Here is a 22,154-nt window from a genome sequence, read left to right on the forward strand (position 1 = left end):
GTCCTGAGCAAAATTGCAGTCATCATCAACGGAGGCGCCGGCTGCGGCTATGCGCCCGACTGGGCGCAGCAGCTCGAAGCGAAATTCGCCGCCGTGGGCCTCGACGCCGACATCACCCTGGCGCAAAGCGGCACCGAGATGATCGCCACGGCCGAACAAGCCCTGCGCGATGGCGCGCCCATCGTCGTAGCCGGCGGCGGCGACGGCACCATCAACGCCGTCGCGTCCGTTGTCGTGGGCAGCGGCACGCCGTTCGGCGTCTTGCCGCTGGGTACCTTGAACCATTTCGCCAAGGATTTGAATATTCCGCTCGAGCTCGATGCGGCGATTGCCAACGTGGCGCAGGGCGTGCCGCACCAGGTCGACGTGGGCGAAGTCAATGGCCGTATCTTCCTGAACAATTCCAGCCTGGGCCTGTATCCCGATATCGTGCGCGACCGCGAAAAGCAGCAGCGGCGGCTGGGACGGGGCAAGTGGCTGGCCTTCAGCTGGGCCCTGCTGGCTGCCTTGCGCCGCTACCCATTCCTCAGCGTGCAACTGACACTCAACGACGCCGTGCATGCGCGGCGCACGCCATTCGTCTTCATCGGTAATAATGAATACATGATGGAAGGCTTGAATATCGGCGAGCGCGAACGGCTCGATGGCGGCCAGCTGAGCTTGTACGTGGCGCAGCGTCCTGGCCGCCTGGGCTTGTTGAAGCTGGCCTTGCACGCGCTGTTCGGCAAGTTGTCGCAGGCCAAGGATTTTGATGTGCTGACGGCCACCGACCTGGAGGTGGCCACGCACCACCGCCGCCTGCGCGTGGCGACCGATGGCGAAGTGACGATCATGAATACGCCGCTGCAGTACCGCATCCGCAAGGCCGCGCTGGCCGTGCTGGTGCCCGCACCGGCACTTTCTGGGGAGTAAAGCCATGCGTACCATCGTGCATTTGTCCGACTTGCATTTTGGCAGGGTCGATGCGGACCTGCTGGCGCCCTTGCGCGCGCTGATCGAACGCCTGGAACCAGACGTAGTCGTCGTCTCGGGCGACCTGACGCAACGCGCTCGCAGCGCCCAGTTCCAGCAAGCGCGGCAATTTCTGGACAGCTTGCCGGGGCCGCAGATCGTGGTGCCGGGCAACCATGATGTGCCGCTGTACAACGTCGTTTCCCGCTTCCTCACGCCGCTGGTGAAGTACCGGCGCCATGTGACGGACGATTTGTCGCCCGAATATGTGGACGAGGAAATCGCTGTGCTGGGCATCAACACGGCCCGTTCCCTGACGTTCAAGGATGGCCGCATCAGCCACGAGCAGATCGATTTTCTGCGTGAACGCCTGGGCAGTTTGCCGCCCGGCCTGACGCGCATCATCGTCACCCACCATCCATTCGACTTGCCGGAAAACTTCGATGAAGACGACCTGGTCGACCGCGCCCCGCAAGCCTTGCAGATGTTTTCCGAATGCGGCGTGGATTTATTGCTGGCGGGTCATTTGCATGCCAGCGTGGCGGGCAACACAGCCGAGCGCTACAAGATCGCCGGCTACGCGGCCCTGATGGTGCAGGCGGGTACGGCCACATCCACGCGGGGCAGGGGCGAGTCGAACTCCTTCAACGTGCTGCGTGTGGAAAACAGCTGTATCAGGGTCGAGCGCTACAGCTGGAATGAAGACAGCGCCGACTTTGAAAAAGTCAGCACGGAAGCGTTCGAGCGCCAGGGCGGGGTGTGGGCCAGTTTGCGGCCGCTGTGAGGCGTCGCGTCGCGTCGGATGGTGATTTCATTAAAGATGGCGTGCCGCATCCATGCGGTCATGCAGAATACGCACGATGGCAATGCCATAGTTCGTGATGCGAAAATAAATCATGTGCCGTCCGACTTTGCGGCGCCGGTAGCCGGGCCGAATCTGCTCGCATGCCGGCGCGGTCCCTGGCGCGCCTGCCAGGTCATCAAAGGCCGCCGTCATGCTGTCAAGATAATGACTGGCCTGCTGTACGCCCCAGCGCTGTACCGTATAAGCCCAGATCGCTTCAAGGTCATGCTCGGCGGCAGGCGTCAGCCGGTATTCAGCCATGCGCCGCCAGCATTCTCTGCTTGAACGCCTTGGCGTCGAAAGGCTGGGGTTCGCCGCTTGCCTCTCCTTCCATCAGCGCCGCGCGGATCGCATCGAGTTCGGCGCTGCGTTCCTGTTCGCGCCGGATCAGGTCGCGGATGTATTCGCTGTCGTTGGTATAGCGCCCCGCATCAATCTGCGCCTTGATCCAGTCGTCTTGCTGGTCCGTCAAGGTAATGGTCTTGCGCACGGTAGCCATGGTAGTCAACTCCAGAGATGAGCAGCACGACGATTGTCATACTATTGGTGCAATATAGTGCATATCCATGCAAATATCCAGTTGCCCCATCGGTGCTTACAGCCAGTAATTCATGAAACGCGCCGCCCACTCCTTCATGCGGTCGGAGAGCGGCCGCGTTTCCCATTTCGCCTTGGTGATTTCTTCCGAGTCGCGCAAGTCTTCCTGGAAGGCGTTTTCCATCTCTCGGCCGAAGCTGTCGCCGAGCACGATCACGTTCAGTTCGCTGTTGTGCAGGAAGCTGCGCATGTCGATGTTCGTCGAGCCTACCGTTGACCAGGCGCCGTCGATGACGGCTGTCTTGGCGTGCAGCACGGCCAGTTTCAAATGAAAAATGCGGATGCCGCCAGCCAGCAGCTGGTCGTACAGCGCGTGTCCCGCATGGAACACGAGGCCGCTGTCGGACACGCCGGGCAGCACCACGGTCACGTCCACGCCCCGCTTGGCCGCCGCGATCAGGGCGTCGACCGTCTGCTGGTCGGGCACGAAGTAGGCGGACGTGATGTGGATCGATTTCTTTGCTTCCTGGATGGCCAGGATATACGCCTTGTAGATTTCAAAGCCGCCCTCGGGCTCGCTGGCCACAACGCGCACCAGCTTGTCGCCCACTTCCGACAGCACGGGGAAATAATTGGCGTCAGGCAGGTCGGCCTGGTCTTGCTGGGCCCAGGTGCGGATGAACAGCCACTGGAAGGCGGCCACGGCCGGGCCTTCCACTTTCACGTGGGTATCGCGCCAGCCTACGTCCTTCTTGTCCGTGGGTTTCGATTTCGAGCGGAACAGCGAGCTTTTCGCATAGGTATCGCTGATATTGATGCCGCCCGTAAACGCCATCTTGCCATCGACGATCAGCACCTTGCGGTGGTCGCGGTTGTTGATCTTCCAGTCGTCGCCCTTGAGCTTGGCTGGGTTGACGGGGTTGAAGGCCACCAGGTGGATGCCGGCCGCGCGCATGCGGTCAAAGAACGCTTGCGGCACGCCGATGGTGCCCACGCTGTCGTAGATGATGTTGACCGTCACGCCCGCTTGCTGCTTTTCGATCAGCATGTCGGCAAATTTGAGGCCCAGCGGATCCTGGTCGAAGATATACGTTTCCAGGTTGATGCTGGTCTTCGCGTCGCTGATGGCCTGGAACATGGCGGCCATGGTTTGCGGGCCGTCAAACAGCAGGGTCACCTTGTTGCCTTTGATCAAAGGTACACCCGTGGCCGCCTCTTCCAGCGCGGCCTGGGTCTTCAAGTCCATGCCGGACTTGGCCCAGCGCTTGTTGAGCAGGGCCGCGCGGCTGTTGACGTTCAGCACGGCCCCCTTGCCCGTGATCACCTTGGGCTTGGCCACCGGTTCCAGCGTGGTGTTGAGGTTCTTGACATCGGGCAGCGAGGCGCATGCAGCCAAGGTCCAGCATAGCAGTAGGGCGGTGAGGCAGGGTTGCATGCGCCTAGCGGTCATTTTTGAGCCTTGTTTGTCAATGACAGGTTTGCCGACTCGTCGACCAGTGCCAGCGGCGGCGGGTTTTTCGAGCCGAAGAAAAAGACGATGGGCGAGCGCAGGAAGCGCTTGCCCAGAATCTTCAATAATTGCATGCCGTGCTTGAAGCGCACCTGGCGCGAACGCAGGGCCACCCACAGGGCCAGGCCGAAGCTGACGAGCAGGTTGGCCGTGCCGATGGCGAAGATGCCCGACAGCGACTTGACGGCCAGTTGCCAGCTCATGTTGTGGTCGAGGCCCACCAGGGCCGTGGCGAAGTTGGCGGCCGAGAAGGTGATGTGGCGGATATCGATAGGCAAGCCGATCAAAAAGCCCAGGGTGCCGATGGAGCCCAGCAAGATACCGAAATAGAAGTTACCCATCAGCCCGCCCAGGTTGTTTTCCAGATACAGGCCCAGCCGTTGCAAGCGCTCCTGGCCGATCACCCGGCCCAGGCCGCGCAATTGCGCGATGCGTTGCGCCCAGCGCGTGTACAGGGCCTGGTTGTCATAGTAGCCGGAAATCAGGCCTGCGACGAACAGGCACACGCCGGCGATCATCGCGTAGAAGATGGCGGGGCTGCCGATGGGGTCGATATCGTGCAGCAAGTGCATGGCCTTCTCGGGCGTGACCAGGTTGTGCCCCGTGATCGCCTTGTAGCCGAGCGCGATCAGCCAGGCCGTGGGAATGGCGGTGGCCAGGTTGCCCAGCACGGCCATGTTTTGCGTGCGGAAGACCTTGTTGATCAGTTCGGCCATGCTGTCGAGGTCGATATTCCGGCCATCCTTGCTGTGCAGGCCGGCGGCGATGCGCGAGGCCGTCATGGCCGGTTGCTTGGTGGCCACCGTGAAGTGCAGCAAGTGGATGAACATGAAGCCGATCGAGTAATTCATGCTGAACATGAACGCTTCGACCAGCGGCGCCGAGCGCAGATACGACATCAATATCTTGAACAGGGCCATGAAGCCGATGATGATGCCGGCGCCCGCGGACGAGAGGAACATGGCGCCCATTTCGCGGCGGTTTTCCGCGATGTAGTGTTCGCCCGTGCGGCTGGCGTTTTCCGTCACATTGCGTGCAAGCAAGTTGATATTGTCGGAAAACAGGTCGCTGACCTTGTACTTGTTGTTGTGCGCCTGGATCAATTCCAGTGCCAGCCCGACGGCGCCCGCGCGGCGGCGGCTGACGGGTTGCGGGTGCAACAAGTCCTGCGTGGCGTCGACCGTGATGGCGGCGATGTCCACGTTGTTCGATGCGGGCAGCTCGCCGCTCGTGTCGACGAGGAACAGCAGTTTGCGCAGGCGTTCGATGCTTTGCGCCAGCGCCACCAATAAATATGTGAGGGGAATGCTGGTGCCCTGGTATAGCGCTTTCTTGCGGATCTTGGCGATGACGGCGTCGCACTGGTCCAGCATCACCAGCAAATGGCGCGCGTCCTCGATGTGCTCGATGTCGCCGTGCAGCAGGCTGGTGTAGGCGTCCAGGTAGGCGTTCACTTCCGTGTTTTGCACCATAAACGGCGACTGGAACACTTCGATTTCATTGTGGAAACGCGTCAGTTCCGGTTCCAGCCCCATGGCGCAGACGCGGTAGGACAGGGTGCGGATGGCGTCGAGCATGCCGGGCAGCATGATGTTGCCATCGCCGACGGCCAGTTCGATATCGTCGCTGGTCAGCACGTCGAACAGTTCCAGCCAGTCCGTGGCCGGCACGTTGCTGATCCACAAATAATCGGTCTTCAGGTACAGCACCTGGTCGAGCGCGTCGTTCAGGTACTCATCGCCGAGGGCGGGCGGCAGCATGCGGTAGGCGATGCGGCGTTTCAATTCCGTGAAAAAACCGCTGTTCGACAGCACGCCGATATCGGTGTACAGGCTGGCGTGGCGGCGCGCGGCCAGCACGCGCAGCACGTATTCGTGCAGGGCGCGCGCTTGCGCGGGGTTACCTTTGAGTAGCTGGCGCAGGGTGCGCACGTTGGCAATCGCGGTAGCGCTGTCGTGGGAGCGCTTGGGACGCAGTGAGTTGAATAATTCCACCAGCAAGTCGATATTGCTGGAGTTGGGGTCAATGCGTTCGAGGATAGCTAGCATGCAGAAAAAACGGGCGAGCCGCTGTCGGTAAAACCAGTAGTGTACCGCCTGCGTCAGATCGCGCAACGTTCGCCACCGAACATTGCTTTACGGCAGGGCCTGCAATTCACGCCATTTTGCCGCAAATTGCCACCAATCATGGTCAATCTTGCGTGTTGTCAGTGTACGACGCATTTCCTGGGGCTAAGCTGAAGTTTCTGTTGTACAACGCACGGATGGCTGGACAAAAAGCGGGGATAAGGTAACACTGAGATCAGACACACAGCGCATGTCCTGATCAATACCGGGAAGTTTCAACTCACGTTACCGAGATATTTATCATGAAGACCTCGTATTTTGCGCTTGCTGTGATAGGGATGGGGCCTTTCGCGCTGGGCGCGACGGCCCAGGCTGCCGATGGCGCAGGCAGTGCCGCATCCAGTAACGTTGCCGTGTACGGCGTGCTCGACGCGGGCATCGTGGCCGAACGCGGCTGCGTCGCCAATTGCGCCGGCGCCAAGGTGTCCGGCGGCGTCGCGTCCGGCTCGCGCCTGGGCGTGCAGGGCCGCGAAGCGCTGGGCAACGACGTCTCCGCCGTGTTTACCCTGGAAACGGGCATTCAGAACGACACGGGCCAGTCGGAAGAGGGCCGCTTGTTCGGCCGCCAGGCCTACGTGGGCCTCGACAGCCGCCTGGGCGCGCTGACCCTGGGGCGCCAGTACAACCTGCAATACCTGACCCTGACCGACGTGGCCGACCCGTTCAAGGGCGGCATGGCCGGCAGCGCCGGCAATCTGGCCGGCTACAGCGTGAAACGCTACGACAATACCGTCAAATACGTCACTCCCGCCTTGCGCGGCGTGACCGCCAGCGCCATCTACAGTTTCGGCGAATCGCCGTACAGCAGCGCCAACAACCGCGCGTATGGCGCCACCCTCGGCTATTCGTCCGGCGCCGTGAATGTCAGCGTGTCGCACCAGCGCAAGAACAACTTCATCCTCGCTTCCGGCACCTTGCCCGCCATCGACATGTCGGCCCGCAACACCTTGATCGCGGCCAATATCGACCTGAAAGTGGCCACCGCCTTTGCCGCCGTGGGCGTGAACAAGGGCTATGGCAGTTCCCCATGGGACCCGAACAATGCCTACAGCTCGCTGGCCCTGTCGATGTCGTCGTCGGACAGCCGCGACACCTTGCTGGGCGTGTCCGTGCCCGTGGGCGGCTTCAAGCTGCTGGCCTCGTACGTGCGCAAGGATGACCGCGACCTGGCTGATCGCGATGCCAAGCAGGTGGCCGTCGGCCTCACGTATTCGCTGTCAAAACGCAGCGATTTCTACGCGTCCTACGCGAAGATCCACAACAAGAATGGCGCCCGCTACACGGTGGGCAATGCCAGCGATGCGGGCCGCGGCGATGCCGCCTTCAATATGGGCTTCCGTCACGGTTTCTGACCAGCAGCGCTTGATGGCGCAGGGCACGTTGCTCCCAGCCACTTGCCGTTGCTCGTTACATTCACCTGTTCCGGCGTGCCGCGCGCGCTGGTGGTCACCGCCAGCTGCATGTTGAACGCCTGCTCGCCGCTGAACAAGACCTTGCCTTCGCCGCTCGATTTCGGATTCGCGCACGTGAACGACACGTGCATGCCGCCCGCGATATCCTTGTTCTTCGAGGTGCAATCGCCGGGCTGACCCGTGGGAATCTGCTTGCGCGCGGCCATTTCCGGCGTCACGCACGCCGTCACGCGCACGGCGCCGTCTGCGCCCACGGTGGGCATGGCCATGCCGCGGCTGGCCGCCATGCTTTCCAGCTGCTTGCGTTGATCGGGAGGAAGGTTGCCCAGCTGCTGCAACACCATGGACATGGCGTTGTCGGTGGCGGCGTCGGGCGATGCCATCTTGCTGTCGACTTGCCACAGGCCCGCCTTGATGGTGGTGGAGGGCGAGGCGGCCTGGGCGCTGGCCTGGCTGCCCAAGGCGGCGCAAGCCAGCAGACTCAGGCGTAGCAAAGAATGTTTCATGTTGGCGTCTCCAAAAAAGGCAGACCCCAGCATACGGCATGGCAAGCGGGGCACGCTTGCCATTGTGTTACAAACTGTGATCAGGCTCGATGCGGCGCACGTCGACGCTGGCGATGCGGCGCTCGTCGGCCTCGAGGATTTCATAGCGCAGATCGTCGAGTTCCAGCACTTCGCCCACGGCCGGCATGTTTTCGAAATGCGCCAGCAGGAAGCCGGCCAGCGAGTTGTATTCGCCGTCTTCGCTGACCAGGGTTTCCGTCTCGAACACTTGCTCCAGGTAATGCAGGTCCGTCGCGCCGTCGATGCGCCAGTGGCCGGGGCCCAGCACTTCCACGTCGGGCTGCTCGTCCTCGTCGGGGAATTCGCCGGCGATGGCTTCGAGGATGTCGATCGGCGTGAGCACGCCTTGCACCGTGCCGAACTCGTCGACCACCAGCACCAGCTGGCCGCGCGAGCGCTTCAGCGTTTCCATGGCTTTCAGCACGCCGGCCGCTTCCGGCACGACGACGGCTTCGCGCATGCTGGCCGGGTCGATCTTGCCGTGCGACACCAGGTCCTCGATCAGGTCCTTGCTGCGCGCGATGCCGACCACATTGTCGAGGTCGTCATTGCAGACAGGAATCATGCTGTGCGGCGTGTCGCGCAGCAGCTGCAGCATCTTGTCGCTGCTGTCGTTCAGGTTGACCCACGACACGTCGCCGCGCGGCGTCATCACGGAGCGGATCGAGCGCTCGGCCAGGGTCAGCACGCCGCTGACCATGTTGCGCTCTTCCACGCCGAAGGCGGAGACGTCGGGCAATTCCTTGACTTCGTGCTCTTCGACGGTTTCGCGGCCCTTGCGTCCGCCCAGCAGGCTCAGCACGGCTTGCGCCGTGCGGTCGCGCAGCGGGGCGTTCGATTGCAGCTTGAGGAAGTTGCGGCGCGCCAGCTGGTTGAAGAACTCGATGACGATGGAAAAGCCGATGGCCGCGTACAGATAGCCTTTCGGAATGTGGAAGCCCAGGCCTTCGGCCACCAGCGACAGGCCGATCATCAGCAGGAAGCTCAGGCACAGCACGACGACGGTGGGGTGGGCGTTGACGAAGCGCGTCAGCACTTTCGAGGCCAGCATCATGACGACGATGGAAATGACGACGGCCGCCATCATCACGTACAGGTTTTCCACCATGCCGACGGCCGTGATGACGGCGTCGAGCGAAAAGACGGCGTCGAGCACGACGATCTGCGCCACCACGAGGCCGAAGCCGGCGTAGACTTTCGGGCCCGTCTGGGCGTGCGTGACGCCTTCGAGGCGTTCGTGCAGTTCGCTGGTGGCCTTGAACAGCAGGAACATGCCGCCGAGGAGCAGGATCAGGTCGCGCCCCGAGAACGAGAATGTCCATATGGAAAACAATGGCGTCGTCAGGGTGACCAGCCAGGAAATCAGCGAGAGCAGGCCCAGGCGCATGACGAGGGCCAGGGTCAGGCCCAGCACCCTGGCCTTGTCGCGCTGGTGCGGCGGCAGCTTCTCGGCCAGGATGGCGATGAAAATCAGGTTGTCGATGCCCAGTACGATTTCCAGTACGACCAGCGTCAGCAGGCCGACCCAGATTGTCGGGTCAAATAACCATTCCATGTGTGTAACCTTGTAAAGTCAGTAAGTATCAAGCTTGCCTGGCGGCTGGTGCCCCGGGCGTGATGGGTGCTGCCGTGTTCGTCTCAGTGGCGGACGCGCGGCGGCCGGGTGGCCAGTCGCACGTCCGCTTCGGAAAGTGCGCCCGGTCCCGCTTGCCAAATGATGGCGTAAAACGGTACGGCCTGGCGCGAGCTCGGGTACAGCGTGATGGGATCGTTGTCGCATTCGTTGGCGTCGCAGCTGTCGCCGGGCTGGCCGGCATCGTGGCAATCGGCGGCAGGCGTGGCGGTAACGCCGGCGACATCAAGGTGCTGGAATGGGGAGGGGCTGGCGTAGGCCATGCTGGCGAACGCCTGGGGCAAAGCGATGAAAACAAAAAGGCAGAGCAGGACGAGAGCTCGTCTCATATACAGGCAGATAGTTCTGGAACCGTGGAGTATAACACGGGCAGATAACAGCTTGATGACAGGGACTTGCGCAAGTGACAAGCATGACGTAAATTGTGAAATGGCAATAATTTCACGTAGTGGCGAAGACGCAGCGCAAGCTCCGTGATCATTCTTGCACTCAGTATGTATTCCATGGCGCTTGCTGTTGCGCCTTGCCCAATCATGTAGTGTTACCAGGACTCTGCCTTGAAACCAATTACCGCCCTCCTGCTTGCCGCCGGCATCTTGTCGCCGTCGTTCATCCTGGCCGCCACCCCCGTCGAAGCGGCACCGACCCAGAAAACCGGCAAGGCCGCGCCTAATCGCGCCGCCGCCGTCAAGGTCACGTCCGTCGAAGGCATTACCGAATACCGGCTGGCCAATGGCTTGCGCGTGCTGCTGTTCCCCGATGCCAGCAAGCCGACCCTGACCACCAACATCGTCTACCTGGTCGGTTCGCGCCATGAAAACTATGGCGAAACGGGCATGGCCCACTTGCTCGAGCACTTGCTGTTCAAGCCCAGCGCCAACTTCGGCATCAAGAAGGGCACGAAAACCCCGGTCGAGATCCTGAACTCGACGGGCGCGCAGTTCAACGGCACCACCTGGTACGACCGCACCAATTACTACGCCACCTTCCCCGCCAACGACGACAATCTGCGCCAGATGCTGGCCATGGAAGCGGACCGCATGGTCAACGCGGCCATCGACCAGAACGACCTGTGGAATCCGAAGACACAGAAGGGTGAAATGACGGTCGTGCGCAACGAGTTCGAGATGGGCGAGAGCGACCCGATCGGCGTGACGAGCGAGCGCATCCAGGCCATCGCCTACGACTGGCACAACTACGGCAAGTCGACCATCGGCGCCCGTTCCGACATCGAGCAGGTGAACATTCCCCGCCTGCGCGCGTTTTACCATAAATATTATCAGCCCGATAACGCCGTGCTGATGGTGGCGGGCCGCTTCGATGAGGCGAAGGTCTTGAAGCAGATCAATGAACTGTTCGGCAAAATCCCGAAACCGACGCGCGTGATCGAACCGACCTACACGGCCGAACCGGTGCAGGATGGCGAGCGCGCCGTGACGGTGCGCCGCAGCGGCGGCACGCAGTTCGTCGGCGCCGGCTACCACGTGGCGCCGTCCGGCAATCCGGACGCCGTCGCCATCGAGGTGCTCGGCCACGTGCTGACGGATGCACCGGCCGGCCGCCTGCACAAGGCGCTGGTGGAAACCAAGCTGGCCAGCAAGATCGAATACAACTCGGTAAGCAACCTGGAGCCGGGCTACAACCTGTTCGGCGCGCTGGTGCCTGTCGATGGCAACCTCGACGCGGCGCAAGCGGCCATGCTGAAAGTGCTGGAAGACTTGAAGTCGCAGCCGGTCACGGACGCGGAAGTGGCGCGCGTGAAACAGCAGCTGAACAAGCAGGTCGAACTGATCACGTCGAACACGGCGCGCATGACGATCGCCCTGACGGAATCGCTGGCGGCCGGCGACTGGCGTCTGTTCTTCCTGCAGCGCGACCAGCTCGACAAGCTGACGACGGCGCAGGTGCGGGCGGCGGCCGAGAAATACCTGAAGAGCTCGAACCGCACCCTGGGCCGTTTCATCCCTACCGATACGCCGGACCGCACCGTCGTGCCGGCCTATGCCGACGTGGCGCCGCAACTGGCCGGCTACACGGGCCGCGCCGTCGTGGCGCAGGGCGAAGCGTTCGACCCGAGCCCCGACAATATCGAAGCGCGCACCACGCGCTTCACCTTGCCGAATGGCTTGAAAGGCGCCTTGCTGCCGAAGAAAACCAAGGGCAATACCGTCAGCATCGTGTTGAAATTGCAGATCGGCAGCGAAGAGAGCTTGCGCGGCAAGGGGCAAGTGGGCAGCTACACGGCCAATCTGCTGTCGCGCGGCACGGATAAACTGTCGCGCCAGGAAGTGAAGGACAAGTTCGACCAGTTGGGTACGCAAGTGGCGATTTCGGGCGGCGCCGAGGGCGTCACCGCCATGCTGACGGGCAAGCGCGAGAACTTGCCGGCCGCCATGGACCTGCTGGCGCAAGTGCTGCAAAAGCCGGCCCTGAGCGAAACGGAATTCCTGGAATTGCAGCGCGAGCGCGTCGGCCGCGCGGAGCAGGAATTGCCTGAACCGCAGCCGCTGGCCGTGAACGCCTTCCGTCGCCTGCTCGACGCCACGCCGGAAGGCCATGTGCGCCACGTGGCCACCTTGCCGGCGGAACTGGCGCAATGGAAAGCCATCAAGGTTGCCGATGTGAAAGCCTTCCATGGCGCCTACTATGGCGCCTCGAACGCCACCTTTGCCGCTGTCGGCGACTTCGATCCGGCCGCGCTGAAGGCGCAAGTGGCCAGCCTGTACGGCAGTTGGAAGGCGCAGCAGCCGTATGTACGCATTCTTGACGCCGTCAAGCCTGTCAGCGGCGAGAAAGTCACGCTGGAAACGCCGGACAAGGCCAACAGCGTGCTGTTCGCCATCCAGCCGATTCCCCTCAAGGATGATGCCGCCGGCTATCCGGCCTTGCTGATGGCCAATCACATGCTGGGTGGCGGCGCCTTGCGCAGCCGCCTGGCCGACCGCATCCGCCAGAAGGAAGGCCTGTCGTACGGCGTCGGTTCGCAAGTGAGCATTCCGTCGCGCGAGCCGGCCGGCTACTGGATGGCGTATGCCATCAGCGCGCCGCAAAACACGGTCAAGGTGGAAGCGGCCCTGCGCGAGGAAATCGCCAAGGTGCTGGCCGACGGCTTCACGGAAGCCGAACTGGTTGAAGCGAAGAAAGGCTGGCTGCAATCGGAAGAAGTGGGCCGCACGCAGGACGCGGGCCTGGCGCGCGAACTGGCTGGCTACCTGGCGCAGGACCGCACGATGGCGTACGACAAGGACCTGGAAGCGAAAGTGGCCGCCTTGACCTTGGCACAAGTGAACCAGGGCCTGCGCGAATACCTGAAGCCATCGGCCGTTTCGGTGGTGGTGGCGGGCGACTTCGCCAAGGTGGCGAAAGAGGGTGAAAGCGGCGCCAAGGCAACGACGTCGAAATAAGCTGTTTTACATGGAAAAAACCCGCCGGCAAGTTACCTTGCCGGCGGGTTTTTTATTGATGCGTGTCAGCTTAGCGTGGGGCAAGCTCGGCTACATAGATTTCCACGCGGCGATTGCGTGCGCGTCCCGATGCATCGGCATTCGAGGCGATCGGCTCGCGGGCGCCGCGGCCTTCCGTCACGACGCGGGTCGGCGAGACGCCGCGCATCGACAGGTAGTCGCGCGTGTGCGCTGCGCGTTCCACCGACAGCGGCTCATTGATGGAATCGCTGCCCGTGCTGTCCGTGTGGCCGATGATGCTGACCGTCGTGTTCGGGTTTTCATTCAGGGTGGCGGCGAAGCGGTCGAGGATGGGGCGGAAGTTGCCCTTGATGTCGGCGCGGTTGGTATCGAAGGAAATGTCGCTCGGGATTTCCATTTTCAGGCGGTTATCGGCCGTTTGCGACACTTGCACACCAGTACCCTGTGTCGCTTGTTCCATCGCGCGCTTCTGGTTTTCCATGCGGTTCGACCAGATATTGCCGACCACGGCGCCAGCTGCGGCACCGATCAGGGCGCCGCCGGCCGTGCGGCCGCTGCTGCCGCCACCGGTGGTGCCGCCGATCAAGGCGCCCAGGCCCGCGCCGATGCCGGCGCCCGTGGCCGTGCCACGCTGCGTCGAGGACATGTCCGCACAGCCGGTGGCGGCCAATGCGATCACCAGCATGCCGATCAGGGATTTGGCGCCAGGGCCTTTTTTGAATGTTTCTTTCATGGATTTTCTCCTTGTTTTGTTATTGGGACATACCCAGGAATTACCTGCACACGTTACTGCAAAATGCCGCGGCGTGCCAGTGCGCACGCACTGTATGCAAAAGGCGGCAAAAAGGCGGCGCCGTTTGCACGCGCGCCGCCCTGTCTGGCCAGTGCGCTGGCCTCTATAAACCGCGCCCGCTGATCAAACGCAGCAGCACCATGATCACGGCGACCACCAGCAGAATGTGAATGAAGCCGCCAATGGTATAGGAAGTTACCAGGCCCAGCAGCCAAAGAATAATGAGTACGACGGCGATTGTATACAGCATGATGTGTCCTCCGAGAGTAATGTGTGGATGACGGCGGCTGCCTTGGCCGTGCGCTGTCATCGGTTTTTGTCATTGCGCGGCGACTGGGTCGCTGAGCGCTGATGCCATGACTTATTGTCTACTTTGTTTCTGAAATTTTCTGTACGGTGCCGTACACAAGCCTTATTTACCCAACTTATTCCTGATTTAGCCAGCTTATTTGGCCAGATTCCGCTCGCGCAGCGGCGGCCGTTCCTGTTCGCCATCCATGCCCGGTATCCAGGCCAGCATGCCGGCCAGGCCGATGGCGCCGGCCAGGCAGCTGACCATGCCGCCCGTCAGCAACAGCATCACGCCAAACACGGGCGCGCTCGCTTGCACGGGCGCCAGGTCCAGCGCGCAGAAGCCGAGCGCGGTGGCCAATGCGCCGCCCCCGATAAAGCCGAGCCAGATCCGGCGACTGCCTGTCTTGTCGTTTTCCATCGCATCTCCTTGAAGACATCCGTTGAACTTTCTTGAGTGCATCATCTCGCGGGACGGCAAGCTCATCTGTACGCCAACGAACATTATCAAAAAGAAAACGCCCGGACAGGCCGGGCGTGTGTTGAATTTGCAACTAATCGCGGCAGCGGCGCCGCCGCGGTTCGCTTAGCCCATGGCGCGCAAGCCGCCGTTGACGATGCGCACGCGGTCGCCCTGGCGCCAGTTCGGCGCGGCGCTCTGGTGCACGGTGCGCGTCTTGCCGTTATCGAGGCGCACGACGATGTTGTAGCTGCGCGTGGCGCGCACGCTGCCTTCGATCTGGTTGCCGGCCACGGCGCCGCCAACGGCACCCAGCACGGTAGCCAGTTGCTTGCCATGACCGCCGCCTACCTGGTTGCCCAGCAAGCCGCCGACGACGGCGCCGCCGGCCGCGCCGACGCCGCTGCCTTCGGCGCGCGTATTGACTTCATGGATGGCTTCGATCACGCCGCAATTGCTGCACACTTGCGGCGCCGGGGCTGCTGCGTATTGTTGCTGTGGTTGCGGCTGGGGCTGTGGCTGGCGCACCGGTTGCTGCTGTTGCTGTTGCTGTTGCTGCTGCTGTGGCGGCAGGGCGGCCAGCGGCTGCGCGCCGGCAGGCTGCAGGTTCGCTGGCGGCTGGTTCGCCTGCAGGCTGGCCATCTGCTCGGCCGAGGTGCTCGCTGCCAGCGGCTGGCTATCGCCCTGGGACGAAGGCAGCCAGCCCATCAGGGCCGCCGTGCCGACGCCGCAAAACAGCAGGACGGCGACGGCGGCGGCAAGCACCAGCGGATGGAGGGATTTGGTGGTGGTGGTCATGGAAGGCTCCTTGTTTTTAAAATAATTAAATGGGTAGTGCGTGTTATCCGTGCATGCGGCCAGTGTGCTGTACCGCTTGCCCCGCTTCCGTGCGTCACCGTACATACAGGGACGGTACCGCACCGTAGGCTAGGTAAAAATTATGTCGAGTTGTAACGACACCAAGGAAAAGCAATGCCACTAACGAACGCCAGCACGACCCTGTCCCGCGATACAGGCCGATCCGGCCTGGGGTCGCCCATGGGCGCGCCTGACGCCGGTAACCGCTTGCTGGCCAGCCTGCCCGAGCACGACTTGCGGCACCTGACGGCGCTGTTCGATACCGTCACCGTCGAGGTGGGCGAGGTGCTGTACGAACCTGGCCAGCCTATCGCCCACATCTATTTCCCCGGCGACTGTCTGATCTCGCTGCTGGCCGTGGCGGAAGGCCGCATGACCCTGGAAGTGGGCTCCGTCGGCCGCGAAGGCGTCCTGGGCGCTTCCGTCGCGCTCGGTCATGACCTGGCGCAAGTGCGCGCAGTCGTGCAACGTTCCGGCACGGCCAGCCGCATCGCGCGGGCCGATTTCTGCGCCGAGTTCGCCCAGCTCGAGTCCCTGCAGCGTTTGCTGTACCGCTACACGGACACCCTGCTGGCACAAGCCATCCAGATTGCCGTGTGCAGCCGCTTCCACGTGCTCGAGGCGCGCCTGGCCCGTTCGCTGCTGATCACGCGCGACCGCCTGCAGTCCGAAAAATTTCACCTCACGCATGAATTCCTCGCCCATACCCTCGGTGTGCGGCGGGTCGGTGTGACCAAGGCGGCCAGTGCGCTGCAACAGCAAAAACTCATCACTTACAGCCGCGGCAATATCGAGATCCTCGATTCGGCCGGCCTGGAAGCCGTTTCCTGCCGCTGCTACGAGCTGGTCAAGGATAGCGGCACCATCGGCATGGCCAACGTCTTCGTCTGATTCCTGTTTTTTTTAAAGCTTATACCGCAGACGCAAAAAAGCGGGGCGGGCGCCTGCGCACCCACCCCGCTTTTTTCATCATCGATTACTTCGGCTTGACCTGGTTACCGATCACGCCGCCGACAGCGGCGCCGCCGACTGCGCCGACAGCGCTACCGCCCGTCAGCACGGAACCGGCAACGGCGCCGACGCCGGCGCCGATGGCCGTGTTTTTATCCTGACCGGACATGTTGGCGCAAGCCGTCAGGCTCAGCAGAAGGGCAGCAACGGAAGTGGTAGCGGCGATTTTTTTAATGATTTGCATGATAGTTCTCCTATGAATTCGGACCTCGTGGCGCCGGCATGGTATGGGCCGGATGACTTCGTGACGCCGTGTGTTTCAGGCACGATCACAGGATAGGATTGCGACAAGGCAGGGTCTGTTCGGCAACGCACATAGGTGTGTAACAATTGTAAAGGCACCCACACCCCGTTCAGCGCACCTTGCGTACGGCTTTCCCCGGCTTGGGGGCGACTGGCTTGACGCGCGCCTGGGCCAGCAGTGCCGCGCATTCGCTATCCTCGACGGGACCGGCATTGACCAGCGGCAGCAGCGCCGCCACGGGCGCCACCACGGCCAGCGCGAGGGCGCCACCGGCGCGCAGGGCCAGCACGCCCTTGTCGACGCTCACGTCGGGTTTGCTGAAAGTGCCATGCACATACAGGGGCGAGCGCAGCGAAAAGACGCGCAAGCCCTTGCTGTCCGGCCGCAGGGTCAGGTCCAGCCGTTCATCGGCCAGGTTCACCGTGCCGTCGATATTCAGGACGGCGTCATCCGTGTCGACGATGAACTGGCGCGTGCGCATCAGTCCCTTGGTGACGGCGAAATCGGCGGCCATGCAGTTCAGCTTGACCTGCTTGTCGCCAGACAGTTTGGCCAGCACGACGCTGCCGATATTCAAGCCCATTTCTTCCAGCAGCAGCTTGCTGATGCTGCCCCGGTTGATCAGCGCGCGCACTTCGCCGTTCGAGCTGCCCAGCAGGGTGGCGACGGAATTGCCCGTGGCCGACAGCGAAGCGTCGCCATTGATTTCGCCCACGCTGGCCTGCAGGGCAGGCAGGCGGGGGAACAGTTGCTGGATGTGCAAATGGCGCGCGCTGGCCTTGAGTTCGGCGGCGATGCCGTTGGCGATGACCTTGCCGCTGCCGTCGAGCTTGATCTGCGACGTCAGGGTGCCGCCCGCCACGTTGAAGTTGAGCGGCGTCAAGGACAGCACGCCATCCGTCAGCACCACATGCGTGTCGAGCTTGCTGATCGGCAGCTCGGCGTCGCGCGTGATCTTGTCGGCCGTGTAGCGCACGTCGGCGTCCAGGCTGGTCCAGCGCTCCGTCTTGAACGTTTCCACCGGCAGCACGCGGCCAGCCGGCTGCGTCGAGGCCACGCCCCGTTCCTTCTTGCTGGCGCTGGAATCGGCGCCCACCAGCGGACCCAGGTCGGAAAATTGCAGCAGGCGCGAGTGGACTTCGCCCGTCAGGCGCTTGCGCGGCGTGCTGGCGGAAAAAGCCAGCTTGCCGCTGATGTCGCTTGACCCTACCTTGCCGCTGAACTTGTCGTATACCCACTCGCCGCCGCGCGGCGCCAGGGTGCCCGTCAAATGGCCTTCCGTGCTGAAGTGCGGCGTTTCCGGCAGCAGCACGCCCGTCAAGGGATAGAGGCGCGCCATGCTGGGGCCGGACAGCTTCAGGCGCACGTCGAGCGCGGCCAGGTTCGCCGGACGCGTGAGCGTGCCTTCGATGGCCATGCTGTTGCCGCCCGCGCGCATGTCGGCCTGGATGGGGAAGGGCGTGCCTTGCTGCTGCAGCGACAGTACGCCGCCCGCCTTGCCGCCGCCCTTGACGGTTTCGCCACGGTATTTGCCGGACAGCGTCCAAGCGATGCCGTAGCGCGCGTCGCCCGCAATGGTGTCGACATCGGCGCGCATGGCCGTTTTGCTGACGCCATCATCCAGGGTCACGGTGCCCTTGCTGAAGACCACGCTTTGCAATTCCAGCTGCCACGGCGACGGCTGTTCCTGCTTGTCGAAGGTCCAGTTGTTCTTGCCGTCCTTGTTGCGCAGCAAGCGCACCTGCGGCGTGTCGAAGCGCAATTGCGGGATGATGATTTTCTTGTCCAGCAGGGCCAGCGGATTGAGCGAGAACGCCAGCTGGCTGACGCTGGCCAGCTGCGCTTCGTCATCCGTCCCAGCCATGGTGCTCGGGTTGCCCAGGCGCACATCCTTGGCCTGCAGGTGCGGCCATGGCAAATAGTCGCGCCAGCCTTGTTTCCCTCCAGCCGTCGGCTGCTGCCACGTCAGCGCCAGGTCGCCCTCGATGGCAAACGGCCGGCCCAGCGCTTCGCTGGCGCGCGCATTGAGCCAGGGCTTGGCACGGTTCCAGTCCATGTTCAGCAGGACGATGGAAGCCGTGACGGGCACGGCGATGAGCACGGCGGTGCTGGCGAGGGCGATTTTCTGACGGCGGGAGAGCGGCATGAGCGGATTCTTTCTGGACAAGTAGTCGCGATGCTACAGGAATCGTCCTAAGGCCGGGGCTGTTTCAGGTTTTACTGTCGGGCACGTGCGCTAGCGCACGTTGCCCATGCAAGTATTGTCGATTTCCTACCCTATGTGCGGCACCGAACGGATATGCGGGGAGCCGGAGCCTATAACGTCTACATCAAACGCCGTTCCTGATTCCAGATGCACCGACGTATGAACCTTACTGCTTACATTCTCCAGGAGAAGAAAAATGACAAACCGAGATTTCAAGATGTCCCCGTTGGCCGCCTTGGCCGCTTGCGCCACCGCCGTTGTGCTGATGACGGGCTGTTCCAGTCTGAAAACGCCAGCCACGGCCGACGTCGCCGTGTCGCGCGCCGCCGTCGATAACGCCGCCAGCGCCGGCGCCGCCGATCTGGCGCCCGATGAAATGCGTTCGGCCCGCGAAAAAATGCGCATGGCCAACCAGGCGCTGAAAGACCGCGACTACAAGACGGCACGCGACCTGGCCGACCAGGCGCAAGCCGATGCCAAGCTGGCGCAAAGCAAGGCCAACTCGGCCAAGGCCACCAGCGCCGCCGACGAGATCAACGAGAACATCCGCGTCATGCGCGAAGAGCTCGACCGCGCCAATCAGCAAGCCCCAAAACAATAACTAATAACAATAACTAGGACCCCATCATGAAAAAAGCTACTTACACCACCATTCCCGGCCTGCTGGCCATGGCCGCCTTTGTCGCCGCCTGCAGCTCCGCACCGACCACCACCAGCCTGCTCGACCAGACCCGCGGCGACTACATGGCGGCGCAATCGAACCCGATCGTGTCGACCTATGCGCCACGCGAATTCCGCGAAGCGAGCGCTGCGCTGGAAGCGGCGAACGCGGCCGCCACGCGCCAGGAAGATAGCGAAAAAGTCGACAAGCTGGCCTACCTGGCCAAGCAAAAGATAGCCACGGCGCAAGAAGTCGCCAAGCAGAAAGCTGCGGAAGCCGATATCGCCAACGCCGGCAAGCAGCGCGATCAATTGCGCCTCGATGCGCGCACGCAGCAGGCTGACCAGGCAACGGCCCGCGCCCAGTCGGCGCAGGCCGATGCGGAAGCGGCCAAGGCCCAGGCACAAGCTGCCGAAGCGTCGGCCCGCGATGCGCAAGCCCGCGCCGCCGGACTCGAGGCGCAGCTGGCCGACCTGGCCGCCAAGAAAACCGAACGCGGTATGGTGATCACCCTGGGCGACGTGCTGTTTGGCACCGACAAGGCGAACCTGACGGCCGATGGCGCGAATACGGCGCGCAAGCTGGCTGATGTGCTGAAAAACAACCCGCAGCGCACCGTGCTGATCGAAGGCTTCACGGATAGCACGGGCGGCTCCGCGCACAACCTGGAATTGTCGCAACGCCGCGCCGAATCCGTGCGCAATGCGCTGCTGGAGCAAGGCATCAGCCGCGACCGCATCGCCACGAAAGGCTATGGCGCCGCCTATCCGGCCGCCGGCAATGACACGGCGGCAAACCGCCAACTGAATCGCCGGGTGGAAATCGTCTTGTCCGAGGACAACACGGCGATTCCCGCCCGCCGTTAAACGCCTTGGGGCGTTGTAAGCCAAAGGCAGCACCGGCCGCAACCTGGCCGGTGGATACCCACGCAAGTATTGAAAGGAAGCATCATGACACCAACATCTGTTGAGATTCCAGCTGGCATCGATACGGCGGCCATCCGCGCTGCCGCGAAAAACCTGGACGACGGCGCCGTGACGGCCGGCTACCAGGCCGACCGCGAGGAGTTGATTACCTTGTTGAATGGCGCGCTGGCCACCGAGCTGGTGTGTATCGCACGCTATAAACGCCATTACTACACCGTAAGCGGACGCGACAATGGCAGCATCAAGGCCGAGTTCCTCGAGCATGCGCAGCAGGAGCAGGAACATGCGGATTGGCTGGCCGAACGCATCGTGCAATTGAATGGCAAGCCAGATTTTAATCCTGCAACATTGCTTGCGCGTAGCCATGCCGAGTATGATGACTCCGAAGACGTGCAGAGCATGGTGCGTGCCAATCTGATCGCGGAACGGGTAGCGATCGAGTCGTATCGCCAGATGATCGTGAAAATCGGCGACAAAGACCCGACCACACGCCATTTGTTGATCAAAATCATGGCTGTTGAAGAAGAGCACGCCGATGATATGCGCGATCTAATGGAATAGTGTTTTTGAGTAAAGTAGGTATAGTAACTACATTCATCCACAGCTAAGGAGCTAAACCATGTTGGAAAATAATATCACCACCGTCAATAACGATGTCAAAACCCTCGTCAAGGATGCACAAGCCCTGTTCAGCGCCGCTGCTGCCCTGACTGGCGAAAAAGCCGATGAAGTGCGCATCAAGGGCATGAAAACCCTGGACGCCGCCCTGGCCAAGGCGCATGAAGCGCAAGCGTCGGCCATCGTTGCCACCAAGCAGATGGCTGCCCAGGCAGACGGCTATGTCAAGGAAAACCCATGGCGCACGGTGGCCGTTGCCGCTGGCGTCGGCGTGCTGGTCGGCTTCATCCTGGGCCGCAAGTAATCCCATACAGGAGCGATATGGACAAGTCTGCTTCGTCTCACCAGGGGCCGGGATTGATCGGCTCGGTCGCCGGCCTGGCCAAAAACGCCGTCGGACTGATGTTGTCGCGGCTGGAACTGGCCACCATCGAATTGTCGGAAGTGCGCAATCACATGTTGCAGCTGATTGTCATTTTCGCGCTGGCGACGGTGGCGGGCTTGTTTGCCATCGCTTACGGCAGCGTGTTGATCGTTTTCCTCGCCTGGGATAGCCTGGGCTGGAAGATCCTGGCGATCATGACGGTCGTGTTCGTACTGCTGGCCATCGCGCTCGTCATGTATGCGCGCGCCATGCTGCGTCAAGGAAAGCTGTCGATGCCGGCCACCATGGCGGAATTGAAGGCCGACCGCGACATGCTGATGTAAGCTGCCTCACGAGGAGAATTCATGTCGGAAACCGACAAACTGGCGGCGCAAGCCGCCCGCAAGCGCCTGCTGATCGCCCAGGGCGAAATGTACCGCGTGGGCATCGTGCATGCGCGCGCCAACGTGGGTTATGCATTGCGTCCCGAGTCGATGCTGCAGGGCGTGGTCGAGACGGCGGTCGGCTTTGCCGGTCACCGCGTCGAGTCCCTGCTGGCGCCGGGCGGCATGCGGCTGCAAGGCGCCATGCCCTATGTGCTGACGGCGCTATCGTTTATCGGACGCAAGAAGCTGGTCAAGCCGGCCCTGGTCCTCGTGGCCGTTGCCGCCGTTGCCGCCAGCTGGCTGCGCCGCAAGCGCTGAACGCCAGCCGTGTT

General features: G+C 62.5%; 24 protein-coding genes. 11 read left to right on the plus strand and 13 right to left on the minus strand.

The window, feature by feature from the left end:
- Nucleotides 1-3 precede the first annotated feature (3 nt).
- Nucleotides 4-912, plus strand: coding sequence for a diacylglycerol/lipid kinase family protein (locus OPV09_RS09690; protein WP_413774603.1), 909 nt, complete (start codon nt 4-6; stop codon nt 910-912).
- Nucleotides 913-916: 4 nt separating this feature from the next.
- Nucleotides 917-1,735 carry a metallophosphoesterase family protein gene (locus tag OPV09_RS09695; protein ID WP_070304111.1) on the plus strand — a complete coding sequence of 273 codons (819 nt, stop codon included), beginning with the start codon at nt 917-919 and terminating at the stop codon, nt 1,733-1,735.
- A gap of 30 nt (nt 1,736-1,765) precedes the next feature.
- Here OPV09_RS09695 and OPV09_RS09700 read toward each other — a convergent pair whose 3' ends face one another.
- From OPV09_RS09700 to OPV09_RS09715, 4 genes are all read right to left on the minus strand, one after another.
- Nucleotides 1,766-2,056, minus strand: a complete 291-nt coding sequence (locus OPV09_RS09700) for a type II toxin-antitoxin system RelE/ParE family toxin (RefSeq protein ID WP_338681432.1) — start codon at nt 2,054-2,056, stop codon at nt 1,766-1,768.
- The gene (locus OPV09_RS09705) at nt 2,049-2,294 is read right to left on the minus strand and encodes a type II toxin-antitoxin system ParD family antitoxin (protein ID WP_034758982.1); all 246 of its coding nucleotides are present in this window, start codon (nt 2,292-2,294) and stop codon (nt 2,049-2,051) included. Before OPV09_RS09705 ends, OPV09_RS09700 begins: the two co-directional genes overlap by 8 nt.
- Before the next feature lie 96 nt (nt 2,295-2,390).
- On the minus strand, nt 2,391-3,782 hold the full coding sequence (gene cls / locus OPV09_RS09710) for a cardiolipin synthase (protein ID WP_338681435.1): 1,392 nt from the start codon (nt 3,780-3,782) through the stop codon (nt 2,391-2,393).
- On the minus strand, nt 3,779-5,890 hold the full coding sequence (locus OPV09_RS09715) for a site-specific recombinase (protein ID WP_338681437.1): 2,112 nt from the start codon (nt 5,888-5,890) through the stop codon (nt 3,779-3,781). Before OPV09_RS09715 ends, cls begins: the two co-directional genes overlap by 4 nt.
- A 320-nt stretch (nt 5,891-6,210) precedes the next feature.
- On the opposite strand from OPV09_RS09715, the gene OPV09_RS09720 reads away from it, so the two are divergent.
- Nucleotides 6,211-7,320, plus strand: coding sequence for a porin (locus OPV09_RS09720; RefSeq protein WP_338681438.1), 1,110 nt, complete (start codon nt 6,211-6,213; stop codon nt 7,318-7,320).
- Here the strand turns inward: OPV09_RS09720 and OPV09_RS09725 are convergent.
- The 3 genes from OPV09_RS09725 to OPV09_RS09735 form a co-directional block, all read right to left on the minus strand.
- Complete coding sequence (locus OPV09_RS09725; RefSeq protein WP_338681439.1) at nt 7,308-7,886, minus strand: DUF3617 domain-containing protein; 579 nt, start codon at nt 7,884-7,886, stop codon at nt 7,308-7,310. The two genes, OPV09_RS09720 and OPV09_RS09725, sit on opposite strands and share 13 nt — an antisense overlap.
- 67 nt (nt 7,887-7,953) lie before the next feature.
- Nucleotides 7,954-9,501 (minus strand): TerC family protein, encoded by a 1,548-nt coding sequence (locus OPV09_RS09730; RefSeq protein ID WP_331778819.1) that lies wholly within the window; start codon nt 9,499-9,501, stop codon nt 7,954-7,956.
- An 83-nt stretch (nt 9,502-9,584) separates the two neighbouring features.
- Nucleotides 9,585-9,842 (minus strand): hypothetical protein, encoded by a 258-nt coding sequence (locus OPV09_RS09735; RefSeq protein ID WP_034758969.1) that lies wholly within the window; start codon nt 9,840-9,842, stop codon nt 9,585-9,587.
- 294 nt (nt 9,843-10,136) lie between these two features.
- Here OPV09_RS09735 and OPV09_RS09740 point away from each other — a divergent pair, with 294 nt between their 5' ends.
- The gene (locus OPV09_RS09740) at nt 10,137-12,983 is read left to right on the plus strand and encodes a pitrilysin family protein (protein WP_338681440.1); all 2,847 of its coding nucleotides are present in this window, start codon (nt 10,137-10,139) and stop codon (nt 12,981-12,983) included.
- Nucleotides 12,984-13,053: 70 nt separating this feature from the next.
- Here OPV09_RS09740 and OPV09_RS09745 read toward each other — a convergent pair whose 3' ends face one another.
- The 4 genes from OPV09_RS09745 to OPV09_RS09760 form a co-directional block, all read right to left on the minus strand.
- On the minus strand, nt 13,054-13,689 hold the full coding sequence (locus tag OPV09_RS09745; RefSeq protein ID WP_070304156.1) for an OmpA family protein: 636 nt from the start codon (nt 13,687-13,689) through the stop codon (nt 13,054-13,056).
- A 211-nt stretch (nt 13,690-13,900) separates the two neighbouring features.
- Complete coding sequence (locus OPV09_RS09750) at nt 13,901-14,047, minus strand: lmo0937 family membrane protein (RefSeq protein WP_010396376.1); 147 nt, start codon at nt 14,045-14,047, stop codon at nt 13,901-13,903.
- A gap of 195 nt (nt 14,048-14,242) precedes the next feature.
- The gene (locus OPV09_RS09755) at nt 14,243-14,509 is read right to left on the minus strand and encodes a hypothetical protein (RefSeq protein WP_070304104.1); all 267 of its coding nucleotides are present in this window, start codon (nt 14,507-14,509) and stop codon (nt 14,243-14,245) included.
- 165 nt (nt 14,510-14,674) lie between these two features.
- The gene (locus OPV09_RS09760; protein WP_338681445.1) at nt 14,675-15,346 is read right to left on the minus strand and encodes a glycine zipper 2TM domain-containing protein; all 672 of its coding nucleotides are present in this window, start codon (nt 15,344-15,346) and stop codon (nt 14,675-14,677) included.
- Nucleotides 15,347-15,520: 174 nt separating this feature from the next.
- Here OPV09_RS09760 and OPV09_RS09765 point away from each other — a divergent pair, with 174 nt between their 5' ends.
- Complete coding sequence (locus tag OPV09_RS09765) at nt 15,521-16,297, plus strand: Crp/Fnr family transcriptional regulator (RefSeq protein WP_081368341.1); 777 nt, start codon at nt 15,521-15,523, stop codon at nt 16,295-16,297.
- Between the two features lie 85 nt (nt 16,298-16,382).
- Here OPV09_RS09765 and OPV09_RS09770 read toward each other — a convergent pair whose 3' ends face one another.
- Together OPV09_RS09770 and OPV09_RS09775 are read right to left on the minus strand one after the other, a co-directional pair.
- Nucleotides 16,383-16,601, minus strand: a complete 219-nt coding sequence (locus tag OPV09_RS09770) for a glycine zipper 2TM domain-containing protein (RefSeq protein ID WP_034758955.1) — start codon at nt 16,599-16,601, stop codon at nt 16,383-16,385.
- Nucleotides 16,602-16,770: 169 nt separating this feature from the next.
- Complete coding sequence (locus tag OPV09_RS09775; protein ID WP_338681448.1) at nt 16,771-18,807, minus strand: AsmA family protein; 2,037 nt, start codon at nt 18,805-18,807, stop codon at nt 16,771-16,773.
- Nucleotides 18,808-19,063: 256 nt separating this feature from the next.
- On the opposite strand from OPV09_RS09775, the gene OPV09_RS09780 reads away from it, so the two are divergent.
- The 6 genes from OPV09_RS09780 (at nt 19,064) to OPV09_RS09805 (ending at nt 22,140) form a co-directional block, all read left to right on the plus strand.
- Nucleotides 19,064-19,468, plus strand: a complete 405-nt coding sequence (locus tag OPV09_RS09780) for a DUF4398 domain-containing protein (protein WP_051992010.1) — start codon at nt 19,064-19,066, stop codon at nt 19,466-19,468.
- A gap of 26 nt (nt 19,469-19,494) precedes the next feature.
- On the plus strand, nt 19,495-20,394 hold the full coding sequence (locus tag OPV09_RS09785) for an OmpA family protein (RefSeq protein ID WP_034758945.1): 900 nt from the start codon (nt 19,495-19,497) through the stop codon (nt 20,392-20,394).
- Nucleotides 20,395-20,478: 84 nt separating this feature from the next.
- Entirely contained in the window at nt 20,479-21,015 is a 537-nt protein-coding gene (locus OPV09_RS09790; RefSeq protein WP_070304102.1) for a ferritin-like domain-containing protein, read from the plus strand.
- 58 nt (nt 21,016-21,073) lie between these two features.
- Nucleotides 21,074-21,376 (plus strand): DUF883 family protein, encoded by a 303-nt coding sequence (locus OPV09_RS09795; RefSeq protein ID WP_034758939.1) that lies wholly within the window; start codon nt 21,074-21,076, stop codon nt 21,374-21,376.
- A gap of 17 nt (nt 21,377-21,393) precedes the next feature.
- Complete coding sequence (locus tag OPV09_RS09800; protein WP_034758936.1) at nt 21,394-21,780, plus strand: phage holin family protein; 387 nt, start codon at nt 21,394-21,396, stop codon at nt 21,778-21,780.
- Between the two features lie 21 nt (nt 21,781-21,801).
- A complete protein-coding gene (locus OPV09_RS09805) occupies nt 21,802-22,140 on the plus strand; it encodes a hypothetical protein (RefSeq protein ID WP_034758933.1) in 339 nt (112 codons plus the stop codon).
- Nucleotides 22,141-22,154: the final 14 nt, after the last annotated feature.

The organism is Janthinobacterium sp. TB1-E2 (assembly GCF_036885605.1).
In the GTDB taxonomy this organism is placed as follows: Bacteria; Pseudomonadota; Gammaproteobacteria; order Burkholderiales; family Burkholderiaceae_D; genus Janthinobacterium; species Janthinobacterium aestuarii.